The organism is Pseudomonas sp. T8, assembly GCF_024610635.1.
Lineage (GTDB): Bacteria > Pseudomonadota > Gammaproteobacteria > Pseudomonadales > Pseudomonadaceae > Aquipseudomonas > Aquipseudomonas chlororaphis_I.
Window position 1 is genome coordinate 1,592,104 of sequence record NZ_CP102374.1, and the last position, 26,415, is coordinate 1,618,518.

Here is a 26,415-nt window from a genome sequence, read left to right on the forward strand (position 1 = left end):
CGCCCAACCCGATCGCAGCCTCGCTGCGCTCGGCAGCGGCTACAGGACGCGTTGCAGCGAATCCAGCGGGGTGTCCGCCCCGTTCGTGAAAACAATGCCCGTCAGAGGCAATCGATAAAAAACCGTGAGGCCAGAACCGTGATCAAGACCCTGAACCACTTGCCCCATCCCCAGGAGGATGCGGCCACCCTCGCCGGCCATTTCAGCGACCTGGCGCCGCCGCTCAACGACCGCCAGGCGCACCTGGAAGCCTCGCGCTGCCTGTATTGCTACGACGCGCCGTGCGTCAACGCCTGCCCCAGCGAGATCGACATTCCCTCGTTTATCCGCCATATCCACACCGACAACGTGCAGGGCGCGGCGCAGAAGATTCTCTCGGCCAATATCCTCGGCGGCAGCTGCGCCCGGGTGTGCCCGACGGAGATCCTGTGCCAGCAGGCCTGCGTGCGCAACAACGCCCAGGAATGCGCGCCGGTGCTGATCGGCCTGTTGCAGCGCTACGCGGTGGACAACGCGCACTTCAGCCAGCACCCGTTCCAGCGCGCCGCCGCCACCGGCAAGCGCATCGCCGTGGTCGGCGCCGGGCCGGCGGGGCTATCGTGCGCCCACCGCTGCGCCATGCACGGCCACGAGGTGGTGATTTTCGAGGCCCGGGAAAAAGCCGGCGGCCTCAATGAATACGGGATCGCCAAGTACAAGCTGGTGGACGACTTCGCGCAGAAGGAGCTGGATTTCCTGTTGCAGATCGGCGGCATCGAGATCCGCCACGGACAGAAACTCGGCGACAACCTGAGCCTCACCGAACTGCACCAGCAGTTCGACGCGGTGTTCCTCGGCCTCGGCCTGGCCGCCAGCAAACAGCTGGGCCTGCCCCATGAGGACGCCCCCGGCCTGCTGGCCGCCACCGACTACATCCGCGAACTGCGCCAGGCCGACGACCTCACCCGACTGCCCCTGGCCGACCACTGCATCGTCCTCGGCGCCGGCAACACGGCGATCGACATGGCGGTGCAGATGGCCCGCCTCGGCGCCCGCGATGTCAACCTGGTGTACCGCCGCGGCGTCGAGGACATGGGCGCCACCCAACACGAACAGGACATCGCCAAGGCCAATCAGGTGCGCCTGCTGACCTGGGCCGCGCCCGAGGAAGTACTGCTCGACGCCCAGGGCCGGGTACGCGGCATGCGCTTCGCCCGCACCCGCCTGGTGGAGGGCCGGCTGCAGACCACCGGGGAAACCTTCGAGCTGGCCGCCGACGCGATCTTCAAGGCCATCGGCCAGGCGTTCGACGGCGCCGCGCTGGGCGACCCGCTGGCCCGCGAACTCAAGCGCGCCGGCGAGCGCATCGAGGTCGACGAACAACTGCGCACCAGCATCCCCGGGGTGTATGCCGGCGGCGACTGCGTCAGCCTCGGCCAGGACCTCACCGTCCAGGCGGTGCAACACGGCAAGCGGGCCGCCGAAGCCATGCATGCCCAACTCATGCTCAACGTGGAGGCTGCGTAAATGGCCGATCTCTCGATTGTGTTCGCCGGTATCAAGGCCCCCAACCCGTTCTGGCTGGCCTCCGCGCCGCCCACCGACAAGGCCTACAACGTGGTCCGCGCCTTCGAGGCTGGCTGGGGCGGCGTGGTCTGGAAAACCCTGGGCGAGGACCCGGCGGCGGTCAACGTGTCGTCACGCTACTCGGCGCACTTCGGCGCCAACCGCGAAGTGCTGGGCATCAACAATATCGAACTGATCACCGACCGCTCCCTGGAGATCAACCTCAGGGAAATCACCCAGGTCAAAAAGGACTGGCCGGACCGCGCGCTGATCGTGTCGCTGATGGTGCCCTGCGTCGAGGAGTCGTGGAAAAACATCCTGCCATTGGTGGAAGCCACCGGCGCCGACGGCATCGAGCTGAACTTCGGCTGCCCCCACGGCATGCCGGAACGCGGCATGGGCGCGGCGGTCGGCCAGGTGCCGGAGTACGTGGAACAGGTCACCCGCTGGTGCAAGACTTATTGCTCGCTGCCGGTGATCGTCAAGCTGACGCCGAACATCACCGATATCCGCATGGCCGCCCGCGCGGCCCATCGCGGCGGCGCCGACGCAGTGTCGCTGATCAACACCATCAACTCGATCACCAGCGTCGACCTGGAGCGCATGGTCGCCAATCCGATGGTCGGCAGCCAGAGCACCCACGGCGGCTACTGCGGCTCGGCGGTCAAGCCAATCGCGCTGAACATGGTGGCCGAGATCGCCCGCGACCCGCAGACCCAGGGCCTGCCGATCTGCGGTATCGGCGGCATCGGTAATTGGCGCGACGCGGCGGAATTCGTCGCCCTGGGCTGCGGCGCGGTGCAGGTGTGCACGGCGGCGATGCTCCATGGTTTTCGGATTGTCGAGGAGATGAAGGACGGCCTGTCGCGGTGGATGGACAGCCAGGGCTACAGCAGCCTGCAGCAGTTTTCCGGCAAGGCCGTGGGCAACACCACCGACTGGAAGTACCTGGATATCAACTATCAGGTGATCGCCAAGATCGACCAGGACGCCTGCATCGGTTGCGGCCGCTGCCATATCGCCTGCGAAGACACCTCGCACCAGGCCATCGCCAGCCTCAAGCAGGCCGACGGCACGCATAAGTACGAGGTGATCGACGCCGAATGCGTGGGCTGCAACCTGTGCCAGATCACCTGCCCAGTGCAGGACTGCATCGAGATGGTGCCCCAGGACACCGGCAAGCCATTCCTCGACTGGCAGCATGATCCGCGCAATCCGTATCGCGAGGCGGTTTGAGTGAGTGGCTAGAGGATTTGCCGGATAACGCTCATTGACTGGACTGACGTCATCGCGGGCAAGCCTCGCTCCTACAGAAGAAGACCGTGCGCTTCTGTAGGAGCGAGGCTTGCCCGCGATGGAGGTGAACGATAACGCATACTGTCTGGTGCTCCAGCGATATCGATAGCAATCTCAGGGACGCCTACGGCTCCAACCCAATCCCCCGCAGAATCACACTGGTCACCGTCTGCACCGCTTTTTCGAACTGCATGTCCGACAGCGGCTGATGCTCGTTGATGATCATGATCTGGTGGTCGAAGTCGGCGTAGTGCTGGGTCGAGGCCCAGATCATGTACAGCAGGCTCGACGGCTCCACCGGCAGGATGCGTTGGTCTTCGACCCACTGGCGGATCTTCGCTTCCTTCATCTTCGCCCAGTCGTACAGGCTGGCGTCCAGCGCCTCGCCCAGGGTCGGCGCGCCGTGGATGATTTCGTTGGCCCAGACTTTCGAGCCATAGGGCCGGCTGCGGGAATGGTTCATCTTGGCGCGGATGTAGCTGCTGAGGACCACCCGCGGGTCGTCGAACATCTCGAAGCACAGGGCGTCCTGCTTCCACAACTCCAGCAGTTCCAGCAGCACCGCGCTGTACAGCTCGCTCTTGGTGCTGAAGTAGTAATGCAGGTTGGAGCGCGGCAACTGCACCTCGGCGGCGATATCGGCCATGGCCGTGCCGCTGAAACCTTTTTCGGCGAATACCTTTTCCGCCGCTAGGAGGATCTTCTCGACGTTGCTGCGACGGATCTCGATCTTGTGATTGCCCATATGGGCTCCCTGAAAACAGTCTGCTGCAAGACTACCATTGGCCTTCGTACAAAAACGAAACTTCCTGGACCTGGCTTTCCCCGGCAAAAACGATTGGTTAGGATCCTTCCCGCCTTATTCCCAGGCACCTGAAGTGTTCCGTCCAGGCGTTGATTCGCGACACGGACATGCAGGCAGGACTTTCGCCGCCGAACCCTGAGGGTTTCGGCCATCCTGCAACGCCGCCATGGATCATGCTCATGCACATTCGAAAACGCTGGCCCGCGGACGATCCGCAGCTCGCCGCCCTGTGGGAACGCTCGGTGCGGGCCACCCACGACTTCATCAGCGAAGACGATATCCAACTGCTCTACCCCCTGGTGCGCGACACCTACCTGCCGGCCCTCGAGGTCTGGCTGCTGGAGGACGACGACGGCACCCCGGCCGGGTTTATCGCTAGCGCCGGCGAAAAGGTGGAAATGCTGTTTATCGAACCGGCCCGCCGTGGCCAGGGCGTCGGCCGACAACTGCTGGACCACGTGCGCAGCCGCCATCCGCGACTCACTGTCGACGTCAACGAACAGAACCCCCAGGCCCACGGTTTTTATCGGCACTACGGTTTCGAAGACATCGGCCGCTCGGAAACCGACGGCCAGGGCCGGCCGTTCCCGATCATCCATATGCGCCTGAAAACCCCTTGAACGCCGCGCCGATGTTTCATCCAGGGCCCCTGCCACGGTCCTTATACTCATAGGCCCAGCGACGACCCGACACTCATTGAACAGGTATTTCCCATGCTGAAAAAACTGCTGACCGCCAGCGCCCTGCTGGCCTCTCTCGTTGCCGCTTCCTCGGCCTTCGCCCACGCCCACCTGCAAAGCCAGGTCCCGGCCGCCGACAGCACGGTGAGCGCGCCGGGCGAACTGCGCCTGGTGTTCTCCGAAGGCGTCGAGGCGACCTTCACCCAAGTCAGCCTGAGCAAGGATGGCGCGGCGGTCGCCGTCAAGGCCCTGGCCACCGAAGGCGCGGACAAGAAGACCCTGATCGTGACTCCGGCGGCGCCGCTGGCGGCGGGCGCCTACAAGGTCGAGTGGCACGCGGTGTCGGTCGATACCCACACGAGCGAAGGCAGCTACAGCTTCAAGGTCGGCCAGTAACCGATGTCGACCCTGTTGGTGCTCTGCCGCTTCGTGCATTTCGCGGCAGTCCTTTTACTGTTCGGGGCCTGGGTGTTCAGGCCCCTGCTGTTGGGGCGCGAGCCCTTCGCCGCACTGGATCGCAACCTGACCCGACTCGGCTGCTGGCTGGCCGGGATCGCCCTGGCCACGGGCGTCTGCTGGTTGCTGCTGATCACCGCCAGCATGGCCGGCAGCGGCGCCGCGGCCCTGGACCCGGCCACCCTGCGATTGGTGCTGGGCAAGACCTTTTTTGGCCAGGTGTGGAGCTGGCATCTGCTGCTCAATGGCGCGCTGGTGGTTGTGCTGCTGACTCGCCTGGGTGAGCGGCTGGCGCTACGGTTGATCCTCGCCGCCCTGCTGCTGGCCACCCTCGCCCCGGTGGGCCACGGCGCCATGCTCGACGGCCTCGGCGGCCAGTTGCTGATCCTCAACCAGATCGTCCACCTGGGCTGCGTCAGCCTGTGGCTCGGCGGTTTGCTGGTGCTGCTGATGACTCTGCGGCAGCCCGGCGAGCAGCCTCTGGAGCGGGTCCTACTGCGTTTCAGCGGCGTGGGTTACGGGCTCGTAGGTGGGTTGCTGGTCACCGGCCTGATCAATGTACGAGTGCTGACCGGCCAGCTGTGGCCGACACCCTTGCTGTCCGGCTTTGCCCTGATCCTGCTGATCAAGGTGCTGCTGGTGTGCGGCATGTTCGCCCTGGCCCTGTTCAACCGCCTGCGGATCGAGGACTGCCAGCAGCGCCTGGGCACCCTGCGTCGTAGCGTGCTGCTGGAATGGCTGCTGGGGATCGCCGCGGTGGCCGCCGTGTCCCTGCTCGGCACCCTGCCGCCCCTCACCGCCTGAACCCTGCCCTCTCGCCCCTGTAGCCGCTGCCGAGCCCTGGCGAGGCTGCGATCGGGGCGCAGCCCCGTAGACCTGGCGGCGTGGTGTAACTGACGCTGCGCGGTGCCTGGTTTGGCGTCTGCTGCGCAGACGATCGCAGCCTCGCCAGGGCTCGGCAGCGGCTACAGAAGCGTCGGGTCATTCGACCCGGGTATCCCCTTCCGCCGCCGTATCGATACTCACCACCACCGACATCCCCGGGCGCAGGCGTTCGCTTTCCGCCTGGTCGGGGTCGACGGTGATGCGCACCGGGATCCGCTGGGCGATCTTGACGAAGTTGCCGGTGGCGTTGTCGGCCTGCAACAAGGCGAACTCCGAGCCGGTGGCCGGCGAGATGCGCTGCACATGGCCGTGGAATTTGCGGTGGTTGAGCGCATCGACGGTGAAGCTTGCGGGCTGGCCGACGCGGATGTTGTCCATCTGGGTTTCCTTCATGTTGGCGATCACCCAGAGCTGGTTCGGCACCAGCGACATCAGCTGCGCCCCGGAATTGACGTAGGCCCCCAGGCGCACGCCGATCTGCCCCAGCTGGCCATCGCGCGGCGCGGTGACCCGGGTGTTGGACAGGTCGATCCGCGCCAATTGCACCGCCGCCTCGGCATTGGCCACCGCGGCCTCCAGCGAACCACGATTGACGATCACCGTCTGCAGGTCCTGGCGGGCGATGTCCAGCTGCGCCTGGGCCTGGGCCACCGCGGCAAGGGTCTGGGCGTTGGCGGCGCGGGTCACGTCCAGGTCACGCTGGGACACCGAACCGTCGGCGATCAGTTCCTGGTTGCGCCGCAGGTCGGCGGCGCTCTTGCGCGCCTGGGCCTGGCTGTCGGCCAGCGCCGCCTGGCGCAGCTTGATGGTGGCTTCGGCGCTGTTGCGCTGCTGCACCACATTGGCCAGGGCCGCCTTCTGCGACGCCAGCTGGGCCAGGGACTGCTCCAGGCGCTGCTTGTAGATGCGGTCGTCGAGGCGCACCAGCAGGTCGCCGGCCTTGACGAACTGGAAGTCCTGCACCGGCACCTCGAACACATAACCGCTGAGCTGTGGCCCGATGATCGTCACCTGGCCCCGCACCAGGGCGTTCTCGGTGCTTTCGACGGCACTGCTGAACGGCGGCAGCTGCCAGGCATAGAGCACGACCAGCACGCCGCTGATGGCGATCGCGGCGAACCCCAGGGACGAGATGATCCGCACCCGCAGCGAACGCGGCTCGGTGATCGGCATCGAGGGCGGCGCGCTGCCTTCCGGCGTCGAGGCAATGGCGTTGGTGGTGGTGATGGTCGGTTCGGTCATGAAGAAATGGCACCGCTGGGTTGGACGGGAGTCGGGGCAGAAGTCGAGGTGGCAGGCGCGACCGCCTTGGTCGTGCTCATCAGCCACAGGCTGCGAATGAAGATCCAGATCATGGTCAGCACGGCGATCACCGCGATCAGCATGAACACATCGTTGTAGGCCAGCACGTTGGCTTCGCGGGTGGCGGCGCTGGCCAGGCTGCGGATGCCTTGCAGCTCGCGGGCCTGCGGGTCGGCGATCACCCTGCCGACCGCCGCCCCGCCGCTCTGCACCCGGCCCAGCACCCGCGGGTCCATCATCACCAGTTGCTCGACGATATGGCTGGAATGGTATTTCTCGCGGACGATCTGGAAGGTCCCCAGCAGCGCCGAGCCGATCAGCCCGCCGAGGTTCTGGCAGATGCCGAACAGCACCGAGAAGCTCACCAGGTTGCGCGGGTTGGTCAGCACGTTGCGCGTGCCCAGGACCATGGTCGGGCCGAGAAAGAAGGTCCCGCCGAAGGCCAGCAGGAACTGGCTGAAGTACATGTTGGCCGGGCGCGTGAGGTTATTCGAGAAGCTGTCCATCACCGAGCCGACGGCCATCAGCGCCAGGGAGATGACCAGCGGCATGAACAGGTGCGCCGGGTTGATGGTCAGGGCGCTGGTGGCCAGGCCCGCGATGCTGCCCAGCAGCATCACCCCATACAGCAGGCGCATCTGCTGGCTGCTCATGTTCAGCGCCTGGAGAAAGCCCACGGCGCCGGTGGACTGCTCGGACAGCACCATGCGGATCAGGATCACCGCCAGGGCCAGGCGAATCGCCGCCCCGCTGCCCAGCCAGCGGGTCATCAGCATCGGGTTGCTGCGGTTATGTTCGATGGCCAGCCCGGCGAGGATCAGCACGATGGAGCCGGCGCTGGCGTAGCCGATCCACGGCGCTTCCAGCCACCAGTCGATGCGCCCCAGGGACAGCACCGCGCACAGCAGCGCGACGCCGCTGGCGAGGATGGCGAAGGTCAGGAAGTCGAGTTTCTCGAAGGTGCGGAAACGGTCGCCGGGCGGCAGCTTGAGCAGGAACACGCAGCCCAGGGACGCCAGCGCCAGCCCCAGCTCGAACAGGTACAGGCCGCGCCATTCGGCGATCTGCAGCAGGTCTTCGGAAAACAGCCGGGCCAGGGGCAAGGCCAGTTGCGAGGCACCCAGCCCCAGCACCAGGGCTTTCATCCGCCACTTGGCCGGGAACGCCTGGACCATGTAGTACAGGCCCAGGGAACTCAGGGCGGCGCCAACCATGCCGTGGGCCGCACGCACGGCGATGGCCGAACTCAGGTCGTTGACGAACAGGTGGCCGAAGGTCACCAGCGCATAGAGCACCAGGAACACCTCGGTAAAGGCGCGCAGGCCGAACTGCTGGCGAAACTTCACCAGCAGCAGGTTCATCGACACGTTGGTCATCACGTAGGCCGCCGGCAGCCAGGCCATTTCCGCCGTGGTCGCGCCCAGCGCCCCTTGCAGGTAAGGCAGGTTGGCGACCACCAGGGAGTTGCCGAGGCCGCCGGTGATCGCCACCAGCAGACCGACCAGGGCATAGGCCAGGCGCTTGTGCGTGGGGTGCAGCGGCGTCGAGGGGGAACCGGGCAAGCTGGGCTTTTCGTGGGGCTGCCAGTTGCGCGGGGCGTAGCTATCCATTCAGTGACCTTGCCATTCGCTGACCTTGTTCCATGTCCGCCCGAATGGCGGACGCTCCAGAGTTGTTCCGGGTTGCCCGGCAGTGTGCCGGAAAACCTCGGGATCCAGGCACACTGCCGGGCTCGATTGACGAACTTTATGCAAAGCTAATCACGGTGCAGAGGATTTTTTCAGCCCACTGCCGGCCGCCTGACGAAATACCCGTGGCACTGACGCAAATCCGCCACAGGCCCTGCCTATCATTGCCGCTGCTCGCCCCCTAGAATCGGCCGTCACCTGTGCCTCCCGCGGAGCCCCGCAATGCCCCTGTCCTTTCAGAAGCTGCATGCCAATGGCGACGACTTCATGCTGGTCGATGCCCGTGGACGCGACAACCCGATCACCGGCGAGCTGGCCAGGACCCTGGGCGACCGCCATCGCGGCGTGGGTTTCAATCAGCTGGTGGTGCTCAGCCATTGCCCCGAGACAGCGGCGCAACTGACCTTCTGGAATGCCGATGGTTCCAGCCTGAGCACCTGCGGCAGCGCCACCCGCGGCGCGGCCGACCTGCTGATGCGCGAAAGCGGCGAAGACTCGGTACAGGTGAAGACCGTCCGCGGCATCCTGCATTGCCTGCGGCTGGACGATCAGTCGGTGTCGGTGGAGATGGGTGTGCCGCAATTCGCCTGGCAGGAGATCCCGCTGGCGATGGCCCTCGACAGCCTGGCCCTGCCCCTGCCCGGCGAGCCGGCGGCGTGCAGCATGGGCAACCCGCACTGCACGTTTTTTGTCGAGGACCTGCAGGCCATCGACGTGGCGACACTGGGCCCGCGGATCGAGGCGCATCCGCTGTTCCCGCAGAAGACCAATGTGCACTTCGTCCAGGTCATCGACCGCCAGACCATTCGCCTGCGCATCTGGGAGCGCAACGGCGCCATTCCCTTGGGTTCCGGCTCGTGCTCCTGCGGCGCGGCGGTCAACGGCATACGCCGCGGCCTGCTGGACAGCCCGGTCCGGGTGTTGTGCGACGGCGGCCCGGTCACCGTCAGCTGGGACGGCCAGGGCAAAGTGCGGCTGGCCGGTGGGGTGGAGCGGGTGTTCAGCGGGACGTTCTGAGATGGGCGGTGTCTGGGCGGCCCTATCGCGGGCAATCGAGCGTCGACCGGCCGCTCCTACAGAAGCATGCGATCTTCTTCTGTAGGAGCGAGGCTTGCCCGCGATGAGGCCAGTCCAGGCAACCTCGTGTTCGATTGGTAAATTTTCTTTAAAGGTGATCTGGTTTCGAGGGGATTTTTCAAGCAGAAACCGGATGCCAGCCTATCGGCACTTTTTCCCCAAGGAGTGCCACCATGTCCCCCCACAAAAACTTGCGCTGGTTCAAGCGCCTGCTCGCCCTCAGCCTGCTGACGCCGGCCCTGGCGTTCGCCCAGGAGCGTCCCTGGCCGGACGGCTCGCAACTGGTGCTGTCGTTTTCCATGCAGTTCGAGACCGGCGGCCAGCCGGAGGGCGCCGAAAGCCCGTTTTCCGCAAGCCCCTTGCCCAAGGGTTACCCCGACCTGCCGGCCAACACCTGGTTCGACTACGGCCACAAGGAAGGCCTGTGGCGCCTGCTCGATCTGTGGGACCGCACCGGGATCAAGGTCACCTCGCATGTGGTCGGTGAAGCCGCGCTGAAACACCCGGAGCTGGTCAAGGCCATCGCCGAGCGCGGCCACGAGGTGGCGGCCCACGGCATGCGTTGGGCCGACTCTTACAACATGAGCTACGCCCAGGAAAAACAGTTCATCGGCGATGGCGTGGACGCAGTGCAGAAGCTCACCGGCCAGCGTTCGGTCGGCTACAACGCCAACTGGCTGCGGCGCAGCCCCAACACCCTGAAGGTGTTGCAGGACCTGAATTTCACCTACCACATCGATGACGTCAGCCGTGACGAACCTTTCGTCACCCTGGTGCGCGGCAAGAAATTCGCCGTGGTGCCCTACACCCTGCGCAATAACGACATCGTGCTGATCGAGGGCCGACACTTCTCCGCCGAACAGTTCTATCAGCAGTTGGTGCTGGAGTTCGATCGCCTGTACGCCGAAGGCGCGAGCCGGCGGCGGATGATGTCGGTGAGCCTGCACGATCGTATCGGCGGTACGCCGGCGATGGTCGAAGCGGTGGAGCGTTTTATCCGCTACGCCCAGTCCCACCCCAAGGTCAGCTTTATGCGCAAGGACCGGATCGCGCAGATCGTGCTGACGGAGAAGGACCCGCTGATCGATAACAGCGAGGCGGCGTATAACGATTGAGGCGTTATGTGTTGAACGAAAGTTCGGTGGGTCGATCCGAGAACAGCGGCGGCCTGCCGATTTTTATCGCGAGCAAGCTCGCTCCTACAGGGACTGCACGGGTCCTTGTAGGAGCGAGCTTGCTCGCGAGAGGCCGGGCCTGCGGTTCGCCCATCAAGTCAATTCCCCAGCGTCAACCCATTGGCCGGCAACGGCAGCGCAGTCTTGTAGCGCACCTGCTTGAGGGCGAAGCTGGAGCGGATATTGGCCACGCCGGGCACCTTGGTCAGGAAGTCCATCATGAAGCGCTCCAGGGCCTGGATGGTCGGCACCAGCACGCGGATCAGGTAGTCCGGATCGCCGGCCATCAGGTAGCACTCCATGACTTCCGGGCGGTCGGCGATCGCCTCTTCGAAGTGCTGCAACGCCTCTTCCACCTGCTTCTCCAGGCTGACGTGAATGAACACGTTGACATGCAGCCCCAGCAGGTCGGCATCCAGCAGGGTCACCTGCTCGCGGATCAACCCCAACTCCTCCATGGCGCGCACGCGGTTGAAGCACGGGGTGGGCGAAAGGTTCACCGAACGGGCGAGGTCGGCGTTGGTGATGCGGGCGTTCTCCTGGAGGCTGTTGAGAATGCCGATGTCGGTACGGTCCAGTTTGCGCATGAGACAAATCAACCTGTTTTTTATGTTTATGCAGTTTTTTTATCTGCAAATCATCTTTAGCGCAACGAAACAGAGATAAATATTCTCCTTGGCCCGGCCTATGATTGTTGTAGGACAAGATTTCTTTTACCCAAAGAATGACTGTCAGCTAAGCGCGCCCACTACAAGAAATTCACAAGATCGAGCGTAGACAAGCCATGACCCAAGCGTACGAACCGCTGCGCCTGCACGTGCCCGAACCCTCAGGCCGTCCCGGTTGCAAAACCGACTTCTCCTACCTGCGTCTGACCGACGCCGGCACGGTGCGCAAACCCCCAATCGATGTAGAACCCGCTGATACCGCCGACCTGGCCCGTGGCCTGATTCGCGTGCTCGACGACCAGGGCAATGCCCTGGGCGAATGGGCCGAAGAGGTCCCCAGCGAGGTCCTGCGCCAGGGCATGCGCGCCATGCTCAAGACGCGGATCTTCGACAACCGCATGGTGGTCGCCCAGCGCCAGAAGAAGATGTCGTTCTACATGCAGAGCCTCGGCGAGGAAGCCATCGGCAGCGCCCAGGCCCTGGCGTTGAACATCGACGACATGTGCTTCCCCACCTACCGCCAGCAAAGCATCCTGATGGCCCGCGACGTGCCGCTGGTGGACATGATCTGCCAGCTGTTGTCCAACGAGCGCGATCCGCTCAAGGGCCGCCAGTTGCCGATCATGTACTCGGTCAAGGAAGCCGGCTTCTTCACCATCTCCGGCAACCTGGCCACCCAGTTCGTGCAGGGCGTGGGCTGGGGCATGGCCTCGGCGATCAAGGGCGATACCAAGATCGCCTCGGCCTGGATCGGCGACGGCGCCACCGCCGAGTCGGACTTCCACACCGCCCTGACTTTCGCCCACGTGTACCGCGCGCCGGTGATCCTCAACGTGGTCAACAACCAGTGGGCGATCTCCACCTTCCAGGCCATCGCCGGCGGTGAAGCCACCACCTTCGCCGGTCGCGGCGTCGGTTGCGGCATCGCCTCGCTGCGGGTGGACGGCAACGATTTCATCGCGGTCTACGCCGCGTCCCGCTGGGCCGCCGAACGCGCCCGGCGCAACCTCGGCCCGACCCTGATCGAATGGGTCACTTACCGCGCCGGCCCGCACTCCACCTCCGACGATCCGTCCAAGTACCGCCCGGCCGATGACTGGAGCCACTTCCCCCTCGGCGACCCGATTGCCCGCCTCAAGCAGCACCTGATCAAGATCGGCCAGTGGTCCGAAGAGGAACACGCCGCGGTCAGCGCCGAACTGGAAGCCGAAGTCATCGCCGCGCAGAAACAGGCCGAGCAGTACGGCACCCTCGCCGGCGGGCAGATCCCAAGCGCCGCGACCATGTTCGAGGACGTCTACAAGGAAATGCCCGAGCACCTCAAGCGCCAACGCCAGCAACTGGGAATCTGACATGAACGACCACAACAACAATATCCAGTTGGACACCGCCATGACCACGACCACCATGACCATGATCCAGGCCCTGCGCTCGGCCATGGATGTGATGCTAGAGCGTGACGACAACGTGGTGGTGTTCGGCCAGGACGTCGGTTATTTCGGCGGCGTGTTCCGTTGCACCGAAGGCCTGCAGGCCAAGTACGGCACCTCGCGGGTGTTCGACGCGCCGATCTCGGAAAGCGGCATCGTCGGCGTCGCCGTCGGCATGGGCGCCTACGGCCTGCGCCCGGTGGCGGAAATCCAGTTCGCCGACTACGTCTACCCGGCCACGGACCAGATCATTTCCGAAGCGGCGCGCCTGCGTTATCGCTCCGCCGGCCAGTTCACCGCGCCGCTGACCATGCGCATGCCCTGCGGCGGCGGCATCTACGGCGGCCAGACCCACAGCCAGAGCATCGAGGCGGTGTTCACCCAGGTCTGTGGCCTGCGCACTGTGATGCCGTCCAACCCCTACGACGCCAAGGGCCTGCTGATCGCCTCCATCGAAAACGATGACCCGGTGATCTTCCTCGAGCCCAAGCGCCTGTACAACGGCCCGTTCGACGGCCACCACGACCGCCCGGTAACCCCCTGGTCGAAACACCCCTCGGCCCAGGTGCCGGACGGCTACTACAAGGTGCCGCTGGACGTCGCCGCCATCACCCGGCCGGGCAAGGACGTCACCGTGCTGACCTACGGCACCACGGTGTATGTCTCGCAAGTGGCCGCCGAGGAAACCGGGATCGACGCCGAGGTCATCGACCTGCGCAGCCTGTGGCCGCTGGACCTGGAGACCATCGTCAAGTCGGTGAAAAAGACCGGCCGCTGCGTGGTGGTCCACGAAGCCACCCGCACCTGCGGCTTCGGCGCCGAGCTGGTGTCGCTGGTGCAAGAACACTGCTTCCACCACCTGGAAGCGCCTATCGAACGCGTGACCGGCTGGGACACCCCCTACCCGCACGCGCAGGAGTGGGCGTATTTCCCTGGCCCGTCCCGAGTGGGCGCGGCTTTGCAACGGGTCATGGAGGTCTGAATGGGCACGCACGTTATCAAGATGCCGGACATCGGCGAAGGCATCGCAGAAGTAGAACTGGCGCAGTGGCACGTCAAGGTCGGCGACCTGGTGGTCGAGGACCAGGTGCTGGCCGACGTCATGACCGACAAGGCCATGGTGGATATCCCCTCCCCGGTGCATGGCAAGGTCCTATCCCTGGGCGGCCAGCCCGGCGAAGTGATGGCGGTGGGCAGCATATTGATCAGCATCGAGGTCGAAGGCGCCGGCAACCTCAAGGCGTCCGATCATCTGGTCAAGGAACCTGCCCCTATTAAAGAAGCAGCACCAGCAGTAGCAGCGCCTAAGGTCGAAGCCGCGCCAGTGCTGGAAAGCAAACCCGCCGCCGCGTGCCGCCCCGCGCCACAGGCGCCGGTAGCCCGCGACGCCGACGAGCGCCCGCTGGCCTCCCCGGCCGTGCGCAAGCATGCGCTGGACCTGGGCATCCAGCTGCGCCTGGTGCAGGGCAGCGGCCCGGCCGGACGCATCCTCCACGAAGACCTGGACGCCTACCTGGCCCAGGGCACTCAGAACGCACGCAGCGGCTCGGCGCCGTCCGGTTATGCCCAGCGTCACGACGAGGAGCAGATCCCGGTGATCGGCATGCGTCGCAAGATCGCCCAGCGCATGCAGGAAGCCACCCAGCGCGCCGCCCACTTCAGTTATGTCGAGGAAATCGACGTCACCGCGGTGGAAGAACTGCGCGCGCACCTCAATGAAAAACACGGCGCCACCCGCGGCAAGCTGACCCTGCTGCCGTTCCTGGTGCGGGCCCTGGTCGTGGCCCTGCGCGACTTCCCGCAGATCAACGCGCGTTACGACGACGAAGCCCAGGTCATCACCCGCCACGGCGCGGTGCATGTCGGGGTGGCCACGCAAAGCGACGTCGGCCTGATGGTGCCGGTGGTACGCCACGCCGAAGCCCGCAGCCTGTGGGACAGCGCCGCGGAAATCGCGCGCCTGGCTACAGCCGCGCGCACAGGCAAGGCGGCCCGTGACGAACTGTCCGGCTCGACCATCACCCTGACCAGCCTCGGCGCCCTGGGCGGCATCGTCAGCACGCCGGTGCTGAACCTGCCGGAAGTGGCGATCGTCGGGGTGAACAAGATCGTCGAACGGCCGATGGTGATCAAAGGCCAGATCGTGGTCCGCAAGATGATGAACCTCTCCAGCTCCTTCGATCACCGGGTGGTCGACGGCATGGACGCGGCGCTCTTCATCCAGGCCATTCGCGGCCTGCTCGAACAACCCGCCAGTCTCTTTGTTGAATAGGCATTTCTGGAGTAAGGCATGCAACAAACTCTGAACACTACCTTGCTGATCATCGGCGGTGGCCCCGGCGGTTATGTGGCGGCGATCCGCGCCGGCCAGCTGGGCATCTCGACCATCCTGGTGGAAGGCCAGGCGCTGGGCGGCACCTGCCTGAACATCGGCTGCATCCCGTCCAAGGCGCTGATCCATGTCGCCGAACAGTTCCAGCAGACCCGCCATCACAGCCAGGGCTCGGCCCTGGGCATCAACGTCTCGGCACCGACCCTGGACATCGGCAAGAGCGTGGAATGGAAAGACGGCATCGTCGACCGCCTGACCACCGGCGTCGCCGCCCTGCTGAGAAAGCACAAGGTCCAGGTGATCCAGGGCTGGGCCAAAGTCATCGACGGCAAGACCGTGGAAATCGAAGGCGCCGACACCCGCATCCAGTGCGAACACCTGCTGCTGGCCAGCGGCTCGAAAAGCGTCAACCTGCCGATGCTGCCGCTTGGCGGGCCGATCATCTCCTCCACCGAAGCCCTGGCGCCCAAGGCCCTGCCCAAGCGCTTGATCGTGGTCGGTGGCGGTTATATCGGCCTGGAGCTGGGCATCGCCTACCGCAAGCTCGGCGCCGAAGTCAGCGTGGTCGAGGCCCAGGAGCGCATCCTGCCGGCCTATGACGCCGAGCTGACCCAACCGGTGCTCGAATCGGTGAAGCAACTGGGGATCAAGCTCTACCTCAAGCACAGCGTCGAAGGTTTCGATGCCGCGACCCACTCCTTGCAGGTGCGCGACCCGAACGGCGACAGCCTGAAGCTGGAAACCGACCAGGTGCTGGTGGCGGTCGGGCGCAAGCCGAACACCCAGGGCTGGAACCTCGAAGCGCTGAACCTGGACATGAACGGCTCGGCCGTCCGCATCGACCAGCGTTGCCAGACCAGCATGCGCAATGTCTGGGCCATCGGCGACCTCGCCGGCGAACCGATGCTCGCGCACCGGGCCATGGCCCAGGGCGAGATGGTCGCCGAGCTGATCGCCGGCCAGCACCGGGAATTCAACCCGACGGCCATTGCCGCGGTGTGCTTCACCGATCCGGAACTGGTGGTGGTCGGCAAGACCCCGGACGAGGCCAAGGCCGCCGGCCTGGATTGCATCGTCTCGAGCTTCCCGTTCGCCGCCAACGGCCGTGCCATGACCCTGGAATCGAAAAGCGGTTTCGTGCGGGTGGTGGCGCGCCGTGACAATCACCTGATTGTCGGCTGGCAGGCGGTGGGCGTCGGCGTGTCCGAGCTGTCCACGGCCTTCGGCCAGTCCCTGGAAATGGGCGCGCGCCTGGAAGATATCGCCGGCACCATCCACGCCCACCCGACCCTGGGCGAGGCGGTGCAGGAAGCGGCATTGCGCGCCCTGGGCCACGCGTTGCATCTATAAACACCGGGTCTGTAGGAGCGAGGCTTGCCCGCGATAGGGCCAGTGAGCACGGCAGGGATATCAAGCCGTCTGTGCCGACGCTATCGCGAGCAAGCTTCGCTCCTACAGAAACAGCTCGCCGCAGCCTTTGGGGTTCGCGTCACAGGACGGCAGGAGGGTTCATGAGCAGGCTAAGTTTTTTTGCTTCCCCTCCCATCGCCCGGGATGCGGTGGCCCCCCGGAATGCAGTATTGTTGTGCCCATCCAAAAAACGTCAGAAGCCTTGAGCCGTTGCGACGGTTGTTAAGCGATAGAGGGTGTCATGGGTAACGAAAGCATCAATTGGGACAAGCTGGGTTTTGACTACATCAAGACAGACAAGCGCTATCTGTCGCACTGGCGTAACGGCGAGTGGGACAAAGGCACCCTGACCGAAGATAACGTGCTGCACATCAGCGAAGGCTCCACCGCCCTTCACTATGGCCAGCAGTGCTTCGAAGGCCTGAAGGCCTACCGCTGCAAGGACGGTTCGATCAACCTGTTCCGCCCGGACCAGAACGCCGCCCGCATGCAGCGCAGCTGCGCGCGCCTGCTGATGCCGCAGGTGTCCACCGAGCAATTTGTTGCCGCCTGTCAGGAAGTGGTTCGCGCCAACGAGCGCTTCATCCCGCCTTACGGCACCGGCGGCGCGCTGTACCTGCGCCCGTTCGTGATCGGCGTGGGTGACAACATCGGCGTGCGCACCGCCCCCGAGTTCATCTTCTCGATTTTCGCCATTCCGGTCGGTGCCTACTTCAAGGGCGGCCTGACCCCGCACAACTTCCTGATCTCCAGCTACGACCGCGCGGCGCCACAAGGCACCGGCGCGGCCAAGGTCGGTGGCAACTACGCCGCCAGCCTGATGCCAGGTTCGGAAGCCAAGAAGAAGCACTTCGCCGACTGCATCTACCTGGACCCTTTGACCCACTCGAAGATCGAGGAAGTCGGTTCGGCCAACTTCTTCGGCATCACCCACGACGACAAATTCGTCACGCCGAAGTCGCCGTCGGTACTGCCGGGCATCACCCGCCTGTCGCTGATCGAACTGGCCAAGACCCGCCTGGGCCTGGAAGTGATCGAAGGCGACGTGCTGATCGACAAGCTGTCGGACTTCAAGGAAGCCGGCGCCTGCGGTACCGCCGCGGTGATCACGCCGATCGGCGGCATCGAGTACAAGGACAAGCTGCACGTGTTCTACAGCGAAAAGGAAGTCGGTCCGATCACCCAGAAGCTCTACAAAGAGCTGACCGGTGTACAGACCGGCGACATCGAAGCGCCAGCGGGCTGGATCGTCAAGGTCTGACCCCAGCTACCAGGTGCTGAAAAGCCCGCCCTTCGCCACCGCGAACGGCGGGCTTTTTCATGGGTGCCGAAACCTGTGCCTCTAGCCGAGCGCCGCCACTTGCGGCGGCAGCAGAATGGCGCTCGCCTTGTCCTTGCCGTGATATTTGTCGATCAGGGAAAACAGGATGGCCGCCGTACGGATATCCACGATCCCGCTGACATTTTCCTGGTTGAAGCGCATCTGGAAGGCTTCCACCACCCTTTCCGGTTGCTCGTCCAGATAGCCATAACCATAGGTTTGCAGCGCCTTCGTGACCTGGACCATGCTCGGCGGCGACACGCTGAAGCGAGCCAGGTAGTCGTCGAGGGTGCGCTCGTCGGGCCAGGCGCCAATGCCGGCTTCGGCAAGCCGTTTCCAGGGAAAGAACGGCCCCGGATCGATCTTGCGCCCGGGGGCGATATCCGAGTGCCCGACGATGTCCGTCGGCTGTATGTCGTACTTACTGACCAGGTCCCGGGCCAGGCTGATCAGCAGTTCTATCTGCTGCTCGTTGTAGGGCTCGCCCAGCAACTGGCCGGTGTCCTGGTCCCAGCCAGCGTTGACGATCTCGATCCCGAGCGAGGTGTCATTCAGGTTGCTGCGGTTCTTCCACTGGCTCACTCCCGCGTGCCAGGAGCGGTCGTGGTCATCGACCAACTGGTCGGCCACCAGCAGGCCCTTGTGGGTCTTCGGCCGATCGGGAATCAGGTAGTTGGCGCTGACGTGTTCCGATCGCGTCAGCGTTTCGAAGGACTGCGCCTGGTCGAGCGCGGTGTAGTGCAAGACCAGGAAACGGATCCGGTGGTTCTTCGCCACCGCCCTTTCGCCTTTCGAAAGGACGTAGCCGTCTTTCTCCGTGAGCGTGGCCTCGGAGGTGTCTTGGTGGCTGCTGGTACAACCGGTCATCGCCAGCAAGAGGCTTAAGACCGTGGTGTATTTCTTCATGACTTGCCCTTGAACGTTGCTTTCCTTTCCCCGCCTGGCTTGCTGCGTTGCAGGCCTGCGGAGCGGCGCATGCTAGGGGCCGGGGGGAAAGACTGTCTTTAGGAAAAGTCCGAAAGTCGCTGAGAAAGTCGACGACAGAAAGCGCAGATGGGCCATGCAGGGCTGCTACGCCCAAGAGGTGGGCATGCCGGGGCCGGCATGCCCGATGGTGCGGGAAAGGCCGCGGTTACTGGTGCTGGACCTGGAACATCGAGTTCACCTGGACCTGTGCCAGCATGTGCTCGGCGCCGCCGCCGCGACGCATGCCACGCACCGGGCAGGCGTCGAGGTAGTCGAGGCCGACCGCCAGCTTCAGGTGCCGTTCCGGCCGCGCCAGGCGGTTGGTCACGTCGAAACTGTACCAGCCGCCGTCGATCCAGGCCTCGGCCCAGGCGTGGCTGGCCAGGTGGCTTTCGTCTTCGGTGCACAGGTAGCCGGAGACATAACGCGCGGGAATCCCCAGGCCGCGGGCGCAGGCCAGGAACGCATGGGTGTGGTCCTGGCAGACCCCGACCCCGCCGGCGAAAGCCTCGGCCGCGGTGGTGTCCACCGTGGTCGCGCCCGGGCTGTAGACCATGTGTGCGGCCAGGGCGTGCATCAGCTCGATCAGCGCCGCGCGGTCGCGCCGGGTGCCGCAGTGCTGCGCGGCGAAAGCGCTGAGGGCGGCGTCGGCCTTGGTCAGCGGGCTGCTGCGCAGGAATGGCAACGGCGACAGGCTGTCGTGCTCCACCTCCCGGGCCTGGTCGATTTCCACCTGGCCATAGGCGCTCAGGACCAGGGCGCCATGGGGCTCGTCCATGGTCAGCACGTGCAGGATATTGCCGTAGGGATCGAGCTGGCTGCGCACCAGGCGCGGCAGTTCCAGGTGCCATTCGAGGATGTGCTGGCGCTCGCTGTTCTGCGGGGTCAGGCGCAGGAACTGGATGCTGGTGCAGACTTCATCGGCGTAGCTGTAGGTGGTGTCGTGGCGTATGGAAAGTTTCATACAACCTCCAGATAGGATTCGTGGACGGTCTGCCCCAGGTGACGGATCTGCGCGATGAAATCGCTCAGCCACAGATGCAGGCCCGACGCGAGGATCTCGTCGATCCCGGTGTAGCGCAGGCGCGCGTTCAGCTCGGCGGCCAGGCGCTGGGCCGGACGGCCGTTGTTGCCCGGCAGGCTGGCGAGGATCTGGTCCAGCTCCTCGACGCAGGCGTGCAGCGAGCGCGGTACGTCGGCGCGCAACAGCAGCATCTCGGACACCTGCTCGGCCCCCGGCGCGTTGCGGTAGATCTCGTTGAACGCCTCGAACGAGGACAGGGCGCGGAGCAAGGCGCTCCACTGGTAGTAGCCACGGGCCGAGTTGTCGCTGACCTCCTCCGACTCCTCGCCGAACATTTCGTAGCGCGCGTCCAGCAGGCGCAGGGTGTTGTCGGCCCGCTCGATAAAGGTGCCCAGGCGAATGAAGCAATAGGCATCGTTGCGCATGATGGTGCCCGAGGTCGCGCCACGGAACAGGTGCGAACGCTCCTTGACCCATTCGCAGAAATGGCTGATGCCGTAGCGTCCCAGGCCACTCTTGGCGATGTTGCGCATCTCCAGCCAGGTGGCGTTGATGTTTTCCCACATGTCGGCGGTGATCCGCCCGCGCACCGCATGGGCGTTGGTCCGTGCCGCCCGCAGGCAGCAATAGATGCTGCCGGGGTTGGTTTCGTCGAGGGCGAAGAAGTGCAGCATGCGTTCGGTGTTCAGCTCGCCGTAACGCTGGTTGTAATCGTCCAGGGTGCCGGCGGCCAGCAGCGACATCGCCAGCTCGGCATGGCCATCGCTACGCCCCGCCTGGGGCATCAGCGACAGCGAGTAACTGACTTCGAGCATGCGCGCCAGGTTCTCGGCGCGCTCCAGGTAACGGGACATCCAGTAGAGGTCTGCAGCGGTTCTTGAAAGCATCGGTCAATCCTCCACGACCCAGGTGTCTTTGGTGCCGCCGCCTTGCGACGAGTTCACCACCAGCGAGCCTTCGCGCAAGGCCACGCGGGTCAGGCCGCCCGGCACCAGACGGGTTTCGCTGCCCGACAGGACGAACGGGCGCAGGTCGATATGCCGCGGCGCGATGCCGTTCTCGACAAAGGTCGGGCAGGTCGACAGGCACAGGGTGGGTTGGGCGATATAGGCTTCCGGACGGGCCTTGAGCCGGGCACGGAAGTCTTCGATCTCCGCCGCCGTGGCCGCCGGCCCCACCAGCATGCCGTAGCCGCCGGAACCCTGGGTTTCCTTGACTACCAGGTCCGGCAGGTTGGCCAGTACGTGGGACAGCTCCGCGGGCTTGCGGCATTGCCAGGTCGGCACGTTCTTCAGGATCGGTTCCTCGCTCAGGTAGAAACGGATCATCTCGTCGACATAGGGGTAGATCGACTTGTCGTCCGCCACCCCGGTGCCCACCGCGTTGGCCAGCACCACGTTGCCGGAACGGTAGGCGGCGATCAGCCCGGGCACGCCGAGCATGGAATCGGGGTTGAACGACAAGGGGTCGAGGAAGGCGTCGTCGAGGCGACGGTAGATCACATCCACCGCCTGGGCGCCGGAGGTGGTGCGCATGAATACGCGGTCATCGCGCACGAACAGGTCGGCGCCTTCCACCAGTTCCACGCCCATCTCCCGGGCCAGGAACGCATGCTCGAAATAGGCGCTGTTGAAACGCCCCGGGGTCAGCACCACCACCGTCGGGTTGTCCAGCGGGCTGGAGCTTTTCAGGGTATCGAGCAGCAGGTTCGGGTAGTGGTCGATGGGCGCCACCCGTTGCGCGGCGAAGAGCTCGGGGAACAGGCGCATCATCATCTTGCGGTCTTCGAGCATGTAGCTCACGCCGCTGGGGGTGCGCAGGTTGTCTTCCAGCACGTAGTAGCTGCCGTCGCCGTCACGCACCAGGTCGACGCCGGAGATGTGCGAATAGATATTGCGATGCAGGTCCAGGCCGCGCATCGCCACCTGGTAACCCTCGTTGGCCAGCACCTGCTCGGCCGGGATGATGCCCTCCTTGAGAATGCGTTGCCCGTGGTAGATATCGGCCAGGAACATGTTCAATGCCTGGACCCGCTGGATGCAGCCGCGCTCGACGTTCCGCCATTCGCTGGCCTTGATGCTGCGCGGGATGATGTCGAAGGGAATCAGCCGTTCAGTGCCTTGCTCGTCACCGTACAACGTGAAGGTGATGCCAGCGCGGTGGAACAGCAGGTCGGCTTCGCGCCGACGCTGGTCCAGCAGCTCCACGGGGGTGTCCGCCAGCCAGCGGGCGAACTCCTGGTAATGTGGGCGGCAGCCACCACTCGCATCATACATTTCGTTAAAAAAAGCACGGGACATACCCCAACTCCTCGCCGTGGTTTAAACGGCTTTTTTATTTAAACTCTCTGTTTCAATAAATCGGGCCTTACGCTGAGCGATAGAAACTGTTCTGTTGTGCACCTCATTGTGCGGCTTGAATATTCCGCTCGATGCCGACGGAAATACCCCCACTTATTGACGCCAGTCGTTTGGCGAAACTTCCCGTATGGATTTTCGGCAATGGATCGCCCGCGATGACGTCCATTGGTTGTGGAACTCGTCACCTCCTTTTTCGTTTTAATGTGAACTTTCAAACTGAAAGTTTTCCGAAACTTCAACAGCACACTTCGTTGGATTTCAAAGGCTGTCTATCTGCTTTAGCAATCGCTGTGCCCAAATCCCGTCTCCCCGCGAATAAAGTCCCCAAGGGTGGAAAAATGACACTTTGGCGACACTTTTCACTCAACCAGGGGGCTCCACTCCCTGTTGATGCTGAAACGTTTTATCCGGAAGGCCGCCGGAACGGCTTTGCACAACACTGGCGCGAACGAAAAAAGTGCAGAAACTGTCGAGGAAGGTTTTTTTGCCCTGACACGGGGATTTTTGGCAAAGCAGCTGTTATCGCTTTGCACAAAGCAAGAGTTGACGCGGCCTGCCGAGAGAAAGAACAGCGCACCATTAGCGGTCCGGAAAACGCACCAACGGCGAACGAAACACCCAATAGCGCCAACTATTGGCGCAATTTCAGCTTTTCGCCAGCGCTAGTTTGTAAAAGTGTCGGACAGGATTGAATCGGGTAGTTCCGACTGTGCACGGTTCGCGCCCAAAGGAATAACGTTCGCCGACGTTATCCGCCGAACTCTTCATTCCACTTTTTATTGATTCAGTGCAATCAGCCAGGATTTATCGCCGCCCTCCCCCCCACCACCGAACCTGTAGGAGCGCAGCTTGCTGGCGATCCAGGCACCAGGGTGAATCAGGCACGCCGCCATCGCGAGCAAGCTCGCTCCTACAGTGATTCGCGGATAAATAGCTACTCGCACACACCGCAAAACGTGTAGGAGCCAGCTTGCTGGCGATCCAGGCATCGCGGTGGGTCAGGTACTACAAGGTTTCCAGGTGTTCGAGGATGATCCGCACCGCCGCTGCCGGCGCCAGCACAGCGCTGTCCAGCCTCAAGCGCTCGCTGCTCCAGGCCTGGTAATCATGATCGAGCACCGACTGCCAGCTCGGTGGTCGCAGGCCGGGCACATCCGCCTCACGGCTTTCCACCCGGCGCCGGTGCTCGGCAATATCCGTGCAAACCACCTCGACATTCAGCAAAGGGCTTTGCTCGGCCTCGGCAATGTCCTGCCAGGCCTGGCGGCTTTCGGCGACCGGATTGACGCAATCGGCCACCACCCGGTTGCCCAGGGCCAGGTTGCTGCGGGCCAGGGCATTGGCGACCTCGTACCCGGCCTTGCCGACCTCCGCCAAGCCGCCGTTGCGCAGCGCCTGCTCGATAGAGTCGATGCGCAGATAGGCGGCCCGCAGATGGCTGGCCAGTGCCCGGGCGATGGTGGTCTTGCCGCTGCCGGGCAGGCCACTGAAGACGATGAGCATAGGGAGAACTCCAAGCAAAGCACTGCATGCGCAGGCTGACAGCAGCGCCAGCCATGGGGTTGTGGACCGGCCTATGAAGCCTGGGTAACGGACGGCCGATCCGGTTTGGCAGCGCTCCCGACCCGCAGGGTTGGGCTGTCGGGCTCTTCGAGCTGGACCGCGAACCGAGTGGCAAGCTCCTTGCGCCCCAGGGCGGTCAATCCCAGCGCCCGGCTGTCCAGGTCCTGGGTCAGCCATTTGCGCCGGATCGCCTCCTGCAACAACGCGGCTCCCAGCGCACCACCCAGATGCGGGCGGCGCATGCTCCAGTCCAGGCACGGGCAGGCAAAGCGTCGACGCAAGGTCGCCAGGGCCTGCACATCGATACCCAATCCGGCGAAAAACCCTTCGCCGGCCGGGCTCAGGCTGTACTCCTGGGCGCCCTCCTGCGGCTCCTGCAACCAGCCGGCGTCGAGCAGGCGGTCATGCAACTGCACCGCCAGGGTGCCGGCCATATGGTCGTAGCAGGTACGGGCGAACTGCAGGCGGTCCGGGGTGCGTGGGCTGAAAGCTGGCATGGCGTTGCGGCCGATCACCATCAGGGCCTCCAGGGCCTGGGCCACGCGCTTGTCGGCCAGGCTGTAGTAGCGATGGCGGCCCTGCACATGCAGGCGCACCAGGGCCAGGTCCTTGAGCTTGCCCAGGTGCGCGCTGGCGGTGGAGGCGCTGACATCGGCGATCGCCGCCAGCTCGGTGCTGGTGCGCGCATGGCCGTCCATCAACGCGCAGAGCATCTTCGTCCGCGCCGGCTCGGCAATGGCCGCGGCGACCTGGGATACGGCGTTGTCGTGCTGTTGTGCATTCATATTTCGCTCCCGAACGAATCGTGCCCTTCGCAGGTTGCCGATAGTAGCAACACTTCTCCCCCGCGAATAAGGCCGCCCGTCATGGACCCGATCACCGCCGTCACCCACGCCGATCCCTACCCTTACTACGCCAGCCTGCGGGTCCGGGATGGGCTGGCCTTCGACCCCAGGCTGGGGATGTGGCTGGCCAGCAGCGCCGCAGCGGTGGCCGCGGTGCTGGCCCATCCCGAGTGCCGGGTACGTCCCGCCCACGAGCCGGTGCCCCGGGCCATAGCCGACGGCGCCGCCGGCACAGTGTTCGGCCAACTGATGCGGATGAACGACGGCGAACGCCAGCGTTGCCCGCGGGCCGCGGTCGAGCCGGGCCTGCAACAGGTATATGCCGAGGAAATCCAGCAGCGGGTCGCCGCCCTGCTGCTGGGCCTGCCAAGGGATACCACTGCCAGGCTGCACGATTGCCAGTTCCGCCTGCCGGTGGCGGTGGTCGCCGGGCTGCTAGGCTTTGCCGCGCACCAGTTGCCCGAGATTGCCGGGCTGACCCGAGACTTTGTCGCCTGCCTGTCGCCGGCCAGCAATCAGGCACAACGGGAGGCCGCCCACCGGGCAGCCGAAGCGTTGAGCCGACACTTCGAGGTATTGCTCGATCAGGCCCCCGTCAGCCCGCTGTTGCAGCGGATCGTCAACGGCTTCGGCAGGCAGGAGCATGACAGCCTGATCGGCAACCTGATCGGCCTGTTGTCCCAGACCTTCGAGGCCAGCGCCGGGCTGATCGGCAACAGCCTCTGCGCCCTGCTGAACGATCGCCAGTTACTCGCGGACCTGCGGGCGACGCCCAACCGGATCGCCGACCTGCTGGCCGAAGTGCAGCGTCACGATCCGCCGGTGCAGAACACCCGGCGCTTCGTCGCCGCGCCTTGCCGCATCGCCGGGGTAACGCTGGAGCCGGGCGCTGTAGTGCTGGTGCTGCTGGCCTCGGCCAACCGCGACCCGCAACTGAACCCGGAGCCGGACCGCCTGCTGCTTGAACGTGAGGCCCGGCGCAGTTTCAGCTTTGGCAGCGGCCGCCACCAATGCCCCGGCCAGGCCCTGGCCCTGAGCATCGCCAGCGCGGTGGTCGGCGCGCTGCTGCCACAATCGACCCTCGATCAGCCCATCGCCTGGACCTACAAGCCCTCGCTCAACGGACGCATCCCCCTGTTCACCCTCCTGCCGGAGTCGCACTGATGATCGCCGTGATATTCGAAGCCCTGCCCCGCCCGGAACATCGCCAGCGTTACCTGGACCTCGCCGCCGCGCTGAAACCGCTGCTGCTGGAGATCGACGGGTTCATTTCCATCGAACGTTTCCAGAGCCTGAGCGAGCCGGACAAGCTGCTGTCCCTGTCGTTCTGGCGCGACGAGCAAGCGGTCGAGGCCTGGCGCACCCTGGAACGCCATCGCACGGCCCAGGCCCTGGGGCGGACCCAGGTGTTCGCCGACTACCGGCTGCGGGTCGCCGCAGTGGCGCGCGACTACGGGCTGACCCAGCGCGACCAGGCGCCGGCGGACAGTCGCCGGGCCCATGCCGGGTAAAACTGCTGGGCGCCTATTCGACCAATGAATGGTGGTCAGAAGGTCACCGTGCTTCTGCTAGGGTCTGTACGAAAAG

Annotated in this window: 25 protein-coding genes; 15 read left to right on the forward strand and 10 right to left on the reverse strand. The window is 64.7% G+C overall.

All coding sequences use genetic code 11. The annotated features are described in order from the left end of the window. Positions 1-138: 138 nt before the first annotated feature. Together NRG23_RS06905 and preA are read left to right on the forward strand one after the other, a co-directional pair. Positions 139-1,506: an NAD(P)-dependent oxidoreductase gene (locus NRG23_RS06905; RefSeq protein WP_257374166.1), complete on the forward strand. Its 1,368-nt coding sequence runs from the start codon at positions 139-141 to the stop codon at positions 1,504-1,506. Continuing rightward, positions 1,507-2,781: an NAD-dependent dihydropyrimidine dehydrogenase subunit PreA gene (gene preA / locus NRG23_RS06910; RefSeq protein ID WP_257374167.1), complete on the forward strand. Its 1,275-nt coding sequence runs from the start codon at positions 1,507-1,509 to the stop codon at positions 2,779-2,781. 184 nt (positions 2,782-2,965) lie between these two features. Here the strand turns inward: preA and NRG23_RS06915 are convergent, their stop codons facing one another. Further along, complete coding sequence (locus tag NRG23_RS06915) at positions 2,966-3,586, reverse strand: TetR/AcrR family transcriptional regulator (protein ID WP_007922198.1); 621 nt, start codon at positions 3,584-3,586, stop codon at positions 2,966-2,968. Positions 3,587-3,825: 239 nt separating this feature from the next. Here NRG23_RS06915 and NRG23_RS06920 point away from each other — a divergent pair, with 239 nt between their 5' ends. The 3 genes from NRG23_RS06920 (at position 3,826) to copD (ending at position 5,586) form a co-directional block, all read left to right on the forward strand. Then, positions 3,826-4,266, forward strand: coding sequence for an acetyltransferase (locus tag NRG23_RS06920; protein ID WP_016702787.1), 441 nt, complete (start codon positions 3,826-3,828; stop codon positions 4,264-4,266). A 93-nt stretch (positions 4,267-4,359) separates the two neighbouring features. Then, on the forward strand, positions 4,360-4,722 hold the full coding sequence (gene copC, locus NRG23_RS06925) for a copper homeostasis periplasmic binding protein CopC (RefSeq protein WP_124344961.1): 363 nt from the start codon (positions 4,360-4,362) through the stop codon (positions 4,720-4,722). 3 nt (positions 4,723-4,725) lie between these two features. Continuing rightward, positions 4,726-5,586, forward strand: coding sequence for a copper homeostasis membrane protein CopD (gene copD / locus NRG23_RS06930; protein ID WP_257374170.1), 861 nt, complete (start codon positions 4,726-4,728; stop codon positions 5,584-5,586). 177 nt (positions 5,587-5,763) lie between these two features. On the opposite strand, the gene NRG23_RS06935 is transcribed toward copD, so the two are convergent. Both NRG23_RS06935 and NRG23_RS06940 read right to left on the reverse strand, forming a co-directional pair. Further along, the gene (locus NRG23_RS06935) at positions 5,764-6,909 is read right to left on the reverse strand and encodes an HlyD family secretion protein (RefSeq protein WP_257374171.1); all 1,146 of its coding nucleotides are present in this window, start codon (positions 6,907-6,909) and stop codon (positions 5,764-5,766) included. After that, on the reverse strand, positions 6,906-8,579 hold the full coding sequence (locus tag NRG23_RS06940; protein WP_257374172.1) for an MFS transporter: 1,674 nt from the start codon (positions 8,577-8,579) through the stop codon (positions 6,906-6,908). The genes NRG23_RS06935 and NRG23_RS06940 overlap by 4 nt, the downstream gene beginning before the upstream one ends. 300 nt (positions 8,580-8,879) lie before the next feature. Here NRG23_RS06940 and dapF point away from each other — a divergent pair, with 300 nt between their 5' ends. Then, positions 8,880-9,674 (forward strand): diaminopimelate epimerase, encoded by a 795-nt coding sequence (gene dapF, locus NRG23_RS06945; RefSeq protein ID WP_257374176.1) that lies wholly within the window; start codon positions 8,880-8,882, stop codon positions 9,672-9,674. 233 nt (positions 9,675-9,907) lie between these two features. After that, on the forward strand, positions 9,908-10,849 hold the full coding sequence (locus tag NRG23_RS06950; protein WP_041986747.1) for a polysaccharide deacetylase family protein: 942 nt from the start codon (positions 9,908-9,910) through the stop codon (positions 10,847-10,849). Between the two features lie 158 nt (positions 10,850-11,007). Here NRG23_RS06950 and bkdR read toward each other — a convergent pair whose 3' ends face one another. Further along, positions 11,008-11,496, reverse strand: a complete 489-nt coding sequence (gene bkdR / locus NRG23_RS06955; RefSeq protein ID WP_009048410.1) for a Bkd operon transcriptional regulator BkdR — start codon at positions 11,494-11,496, stop codon at positions 11,008-11,010. A 197-nt stretch (positions 11,497-11,693) separates the two neighbouring features. Here bkdR and NRG23_RS06960 point away from each other — a divergent pair, with 197 nt between their 5' ends. From NRG23_RS06960 to NRG23_RS06980, 5 genes are all read left to right on the forward strand, one after another. Then, positions 11,694-12,929 carry a 3-methyl-2-oxobutanoate dehydrogenase (2-methylpropanoyl-transferring) subunit alpha gene (locus NRG23_RS06960; protein ID WP_009048409.1) on the forward strand — a complete coding sequence of 412 codons (1,236 nt, stop codon included), beginning with the start codon at positions 11,694-11,696 and terminating at the stop codon, positions 12,927-12,929. A gap of 1 nt (position 12,930) precedes the next feature. Further along, positions 12,931-13,989, forward strand: a complete 1,059-nt coding sequence (locus NRG23_RS06965) for an alpha-ketoacid dehydrogenase subunit beta (protein WP_028682773.1) — start codon at positions 12,931-12,933, stop codon at positions 13,987-13,989. Further along, positions 13,990-15,279 carry a dihydrolipoamide acetyltransferase family protein gene (locus NRG23_RS06970; protein WP_257374180.1) on the forward strand — a complete coding sequence of 430 codons (1,290 nt, stop codon included), beginning with the start codon at positions 13,990-13,992 and terminating at the stop codon, positions 15,277-15,279. Positions 15,280-15,297: 18 nt separating this feature from the next. Further along, a complete protein-coding gene (gene lpdA, locus NRG23_RS06975; RefSeq protein ID WP_257374181.1) occupies positions 15,298-16,689 on the forward strand; it encodes a dihydrolipoyl dehydrogenase in 1,392 nt (463 codons plus the stop codon). A gap of 301 nt (positions 16,690-16,990) precedes the next feature. Continuing rightward, a complete protein-coding gene (locus NRG23_RS06980; protein ID WP_009048405.1) occupies positions 16,991-18,010 on the forward strand; it encodes a branched-chain amino acid aminotransferase in 1,020 nt (339 codons plus the stop codon). An 81-nt stretch (positions 18,011-18,091) separates the two neighbouring features. Here NRG23_RS06980 and NRG23_RS06985 read toward each other — a convergent pair whose 3' ends face one another. From NRG23_RS06985 to NRG23_RS07000, 4 genes are all read right to left on the reverse strand, one after another. After that, the gene (locus NRG23_RS06985) at positions 18,092-18,976 is read right to left on the reverse strand and encodes an N-acetylmuramoyl-L-alanine amidase (protein ID WP_257374183.1); all 885 of its coding nucleotides are present in this window, start codon (positions 18,974-18,976) and stop codon (positions 18,092-18,094) included. A 226-nt stretch (positions 18,977-19,202) separates the two neighbouring features. Further along, on the reverse strand, positions 19,203-20,000 hold the full coding sequence (locus NRG23_RS06990; protein WP_016702799.1) for a transglutaminase family protein: 798 nt from the start codon (positions 19,998-20,000) through the stop codon (positions 19,203-19,205). Further along, the gene (locus tag NRG23_RS06995; protein ID WP_007925069.1) at positions 19,997-20,947 is read right to left on the reverse strand and encodes an alpha-E domain-containing protein; all 951 of its coding nucleotides are present in this window, start codon (positions 20,945-20,947) and stop codon (positions 19,997-19,999) included. Before NRG23_RS06995 ends, NRG23_RS06990 begins: the two co-directional genes overlap by 4 nt. A 3-nt stretch (positions 20,948-20,950) precedes the next feature. Continuing rightward, a complete protein-coding gene (locus tag NRG23_RS07000) occupies positions 20,951-22,360 on the reverse strand; it encodes a circularly permuted type 2 ATP-grasp protein (RefSeq protein WP_009048402.1) in 1,410 nt (469 codons plus the stop codon). Between the two features lie 215 nt (positions 22,361-22,575). On the opposite strand from NRG23_RS07000, the gene NRG23_RS07005 reads away from it, so the two are divergent. Then, complete coding sequence (locus NRG23_RS07005; protein ID WP_146043827.1) at positions 22,576-23,112, forward strand: hypothetical protein; 537 nt, start codon at positions 22,576-22,578, stop codon at positions 23,110-23,112. 313 nt (positions 23,113-23,425) lie between these two features. Here NRG23_RS07005 and NRG23_RS07010 read toward each other — a convergent pair whose 3' ends face one another. Further along, complete coding sequence (locus tag NRG23_RS07010) at positions 23,426-23,923, reverse strand: AAA family ATPase (protein WP_257374184.1); 498 nt, start codon at positions 23,921-23,923, stop codon at positions 23,426-23,428. 71 nt (positions 23,924-23,994) lie between these two features. Then, on the reverse strand, positions 23,995-24,768 hold the full coding sequence (locus tag NRG23_RS07015; RefSeq protein WP_110175545.1) for a helix-turn-helix transcriptional regulator: 774 nt from the start codon (positions 24,766-24,768) through the stop codon (positions 23,995-23,997). Between the two features lie 81 nt (positions 24,769-24,849). Between NRG23_RS07015 and NRG23_RS07020 the strand changes: the two genes are divergently transcribed. Further along, positions 24,850-25,992: a cytochrome P450 gene (locus NRG23_RS07020; RefSeq protein ID WP_210532838.1), complete on the forward strand. Its 1,143-nt coding sequence runs from the start codon at positions 24,850-24,852 to the stop codon at positions 25,990-25,992. After that, the gene (locus tag NRG23_RS07025; RefSeq protein ID WP_009048397.1) at positions 25,992-26,339 is read left to right on the forward strand and encodes an antibiotic biosynthesis monooxygenase; all 348 of its coding nucleotides are present in this window, start codon (positions 25,992-25,994) and stop codon (positions 26,337-26,339) included. The genes NRG23_RS07020 and NRG23_RS07025 overlap by 1 nt, the downstream gene beginning before the upstream one ends. Positions 26,340-26,415 lie beyond the last annotated feature (76 nt).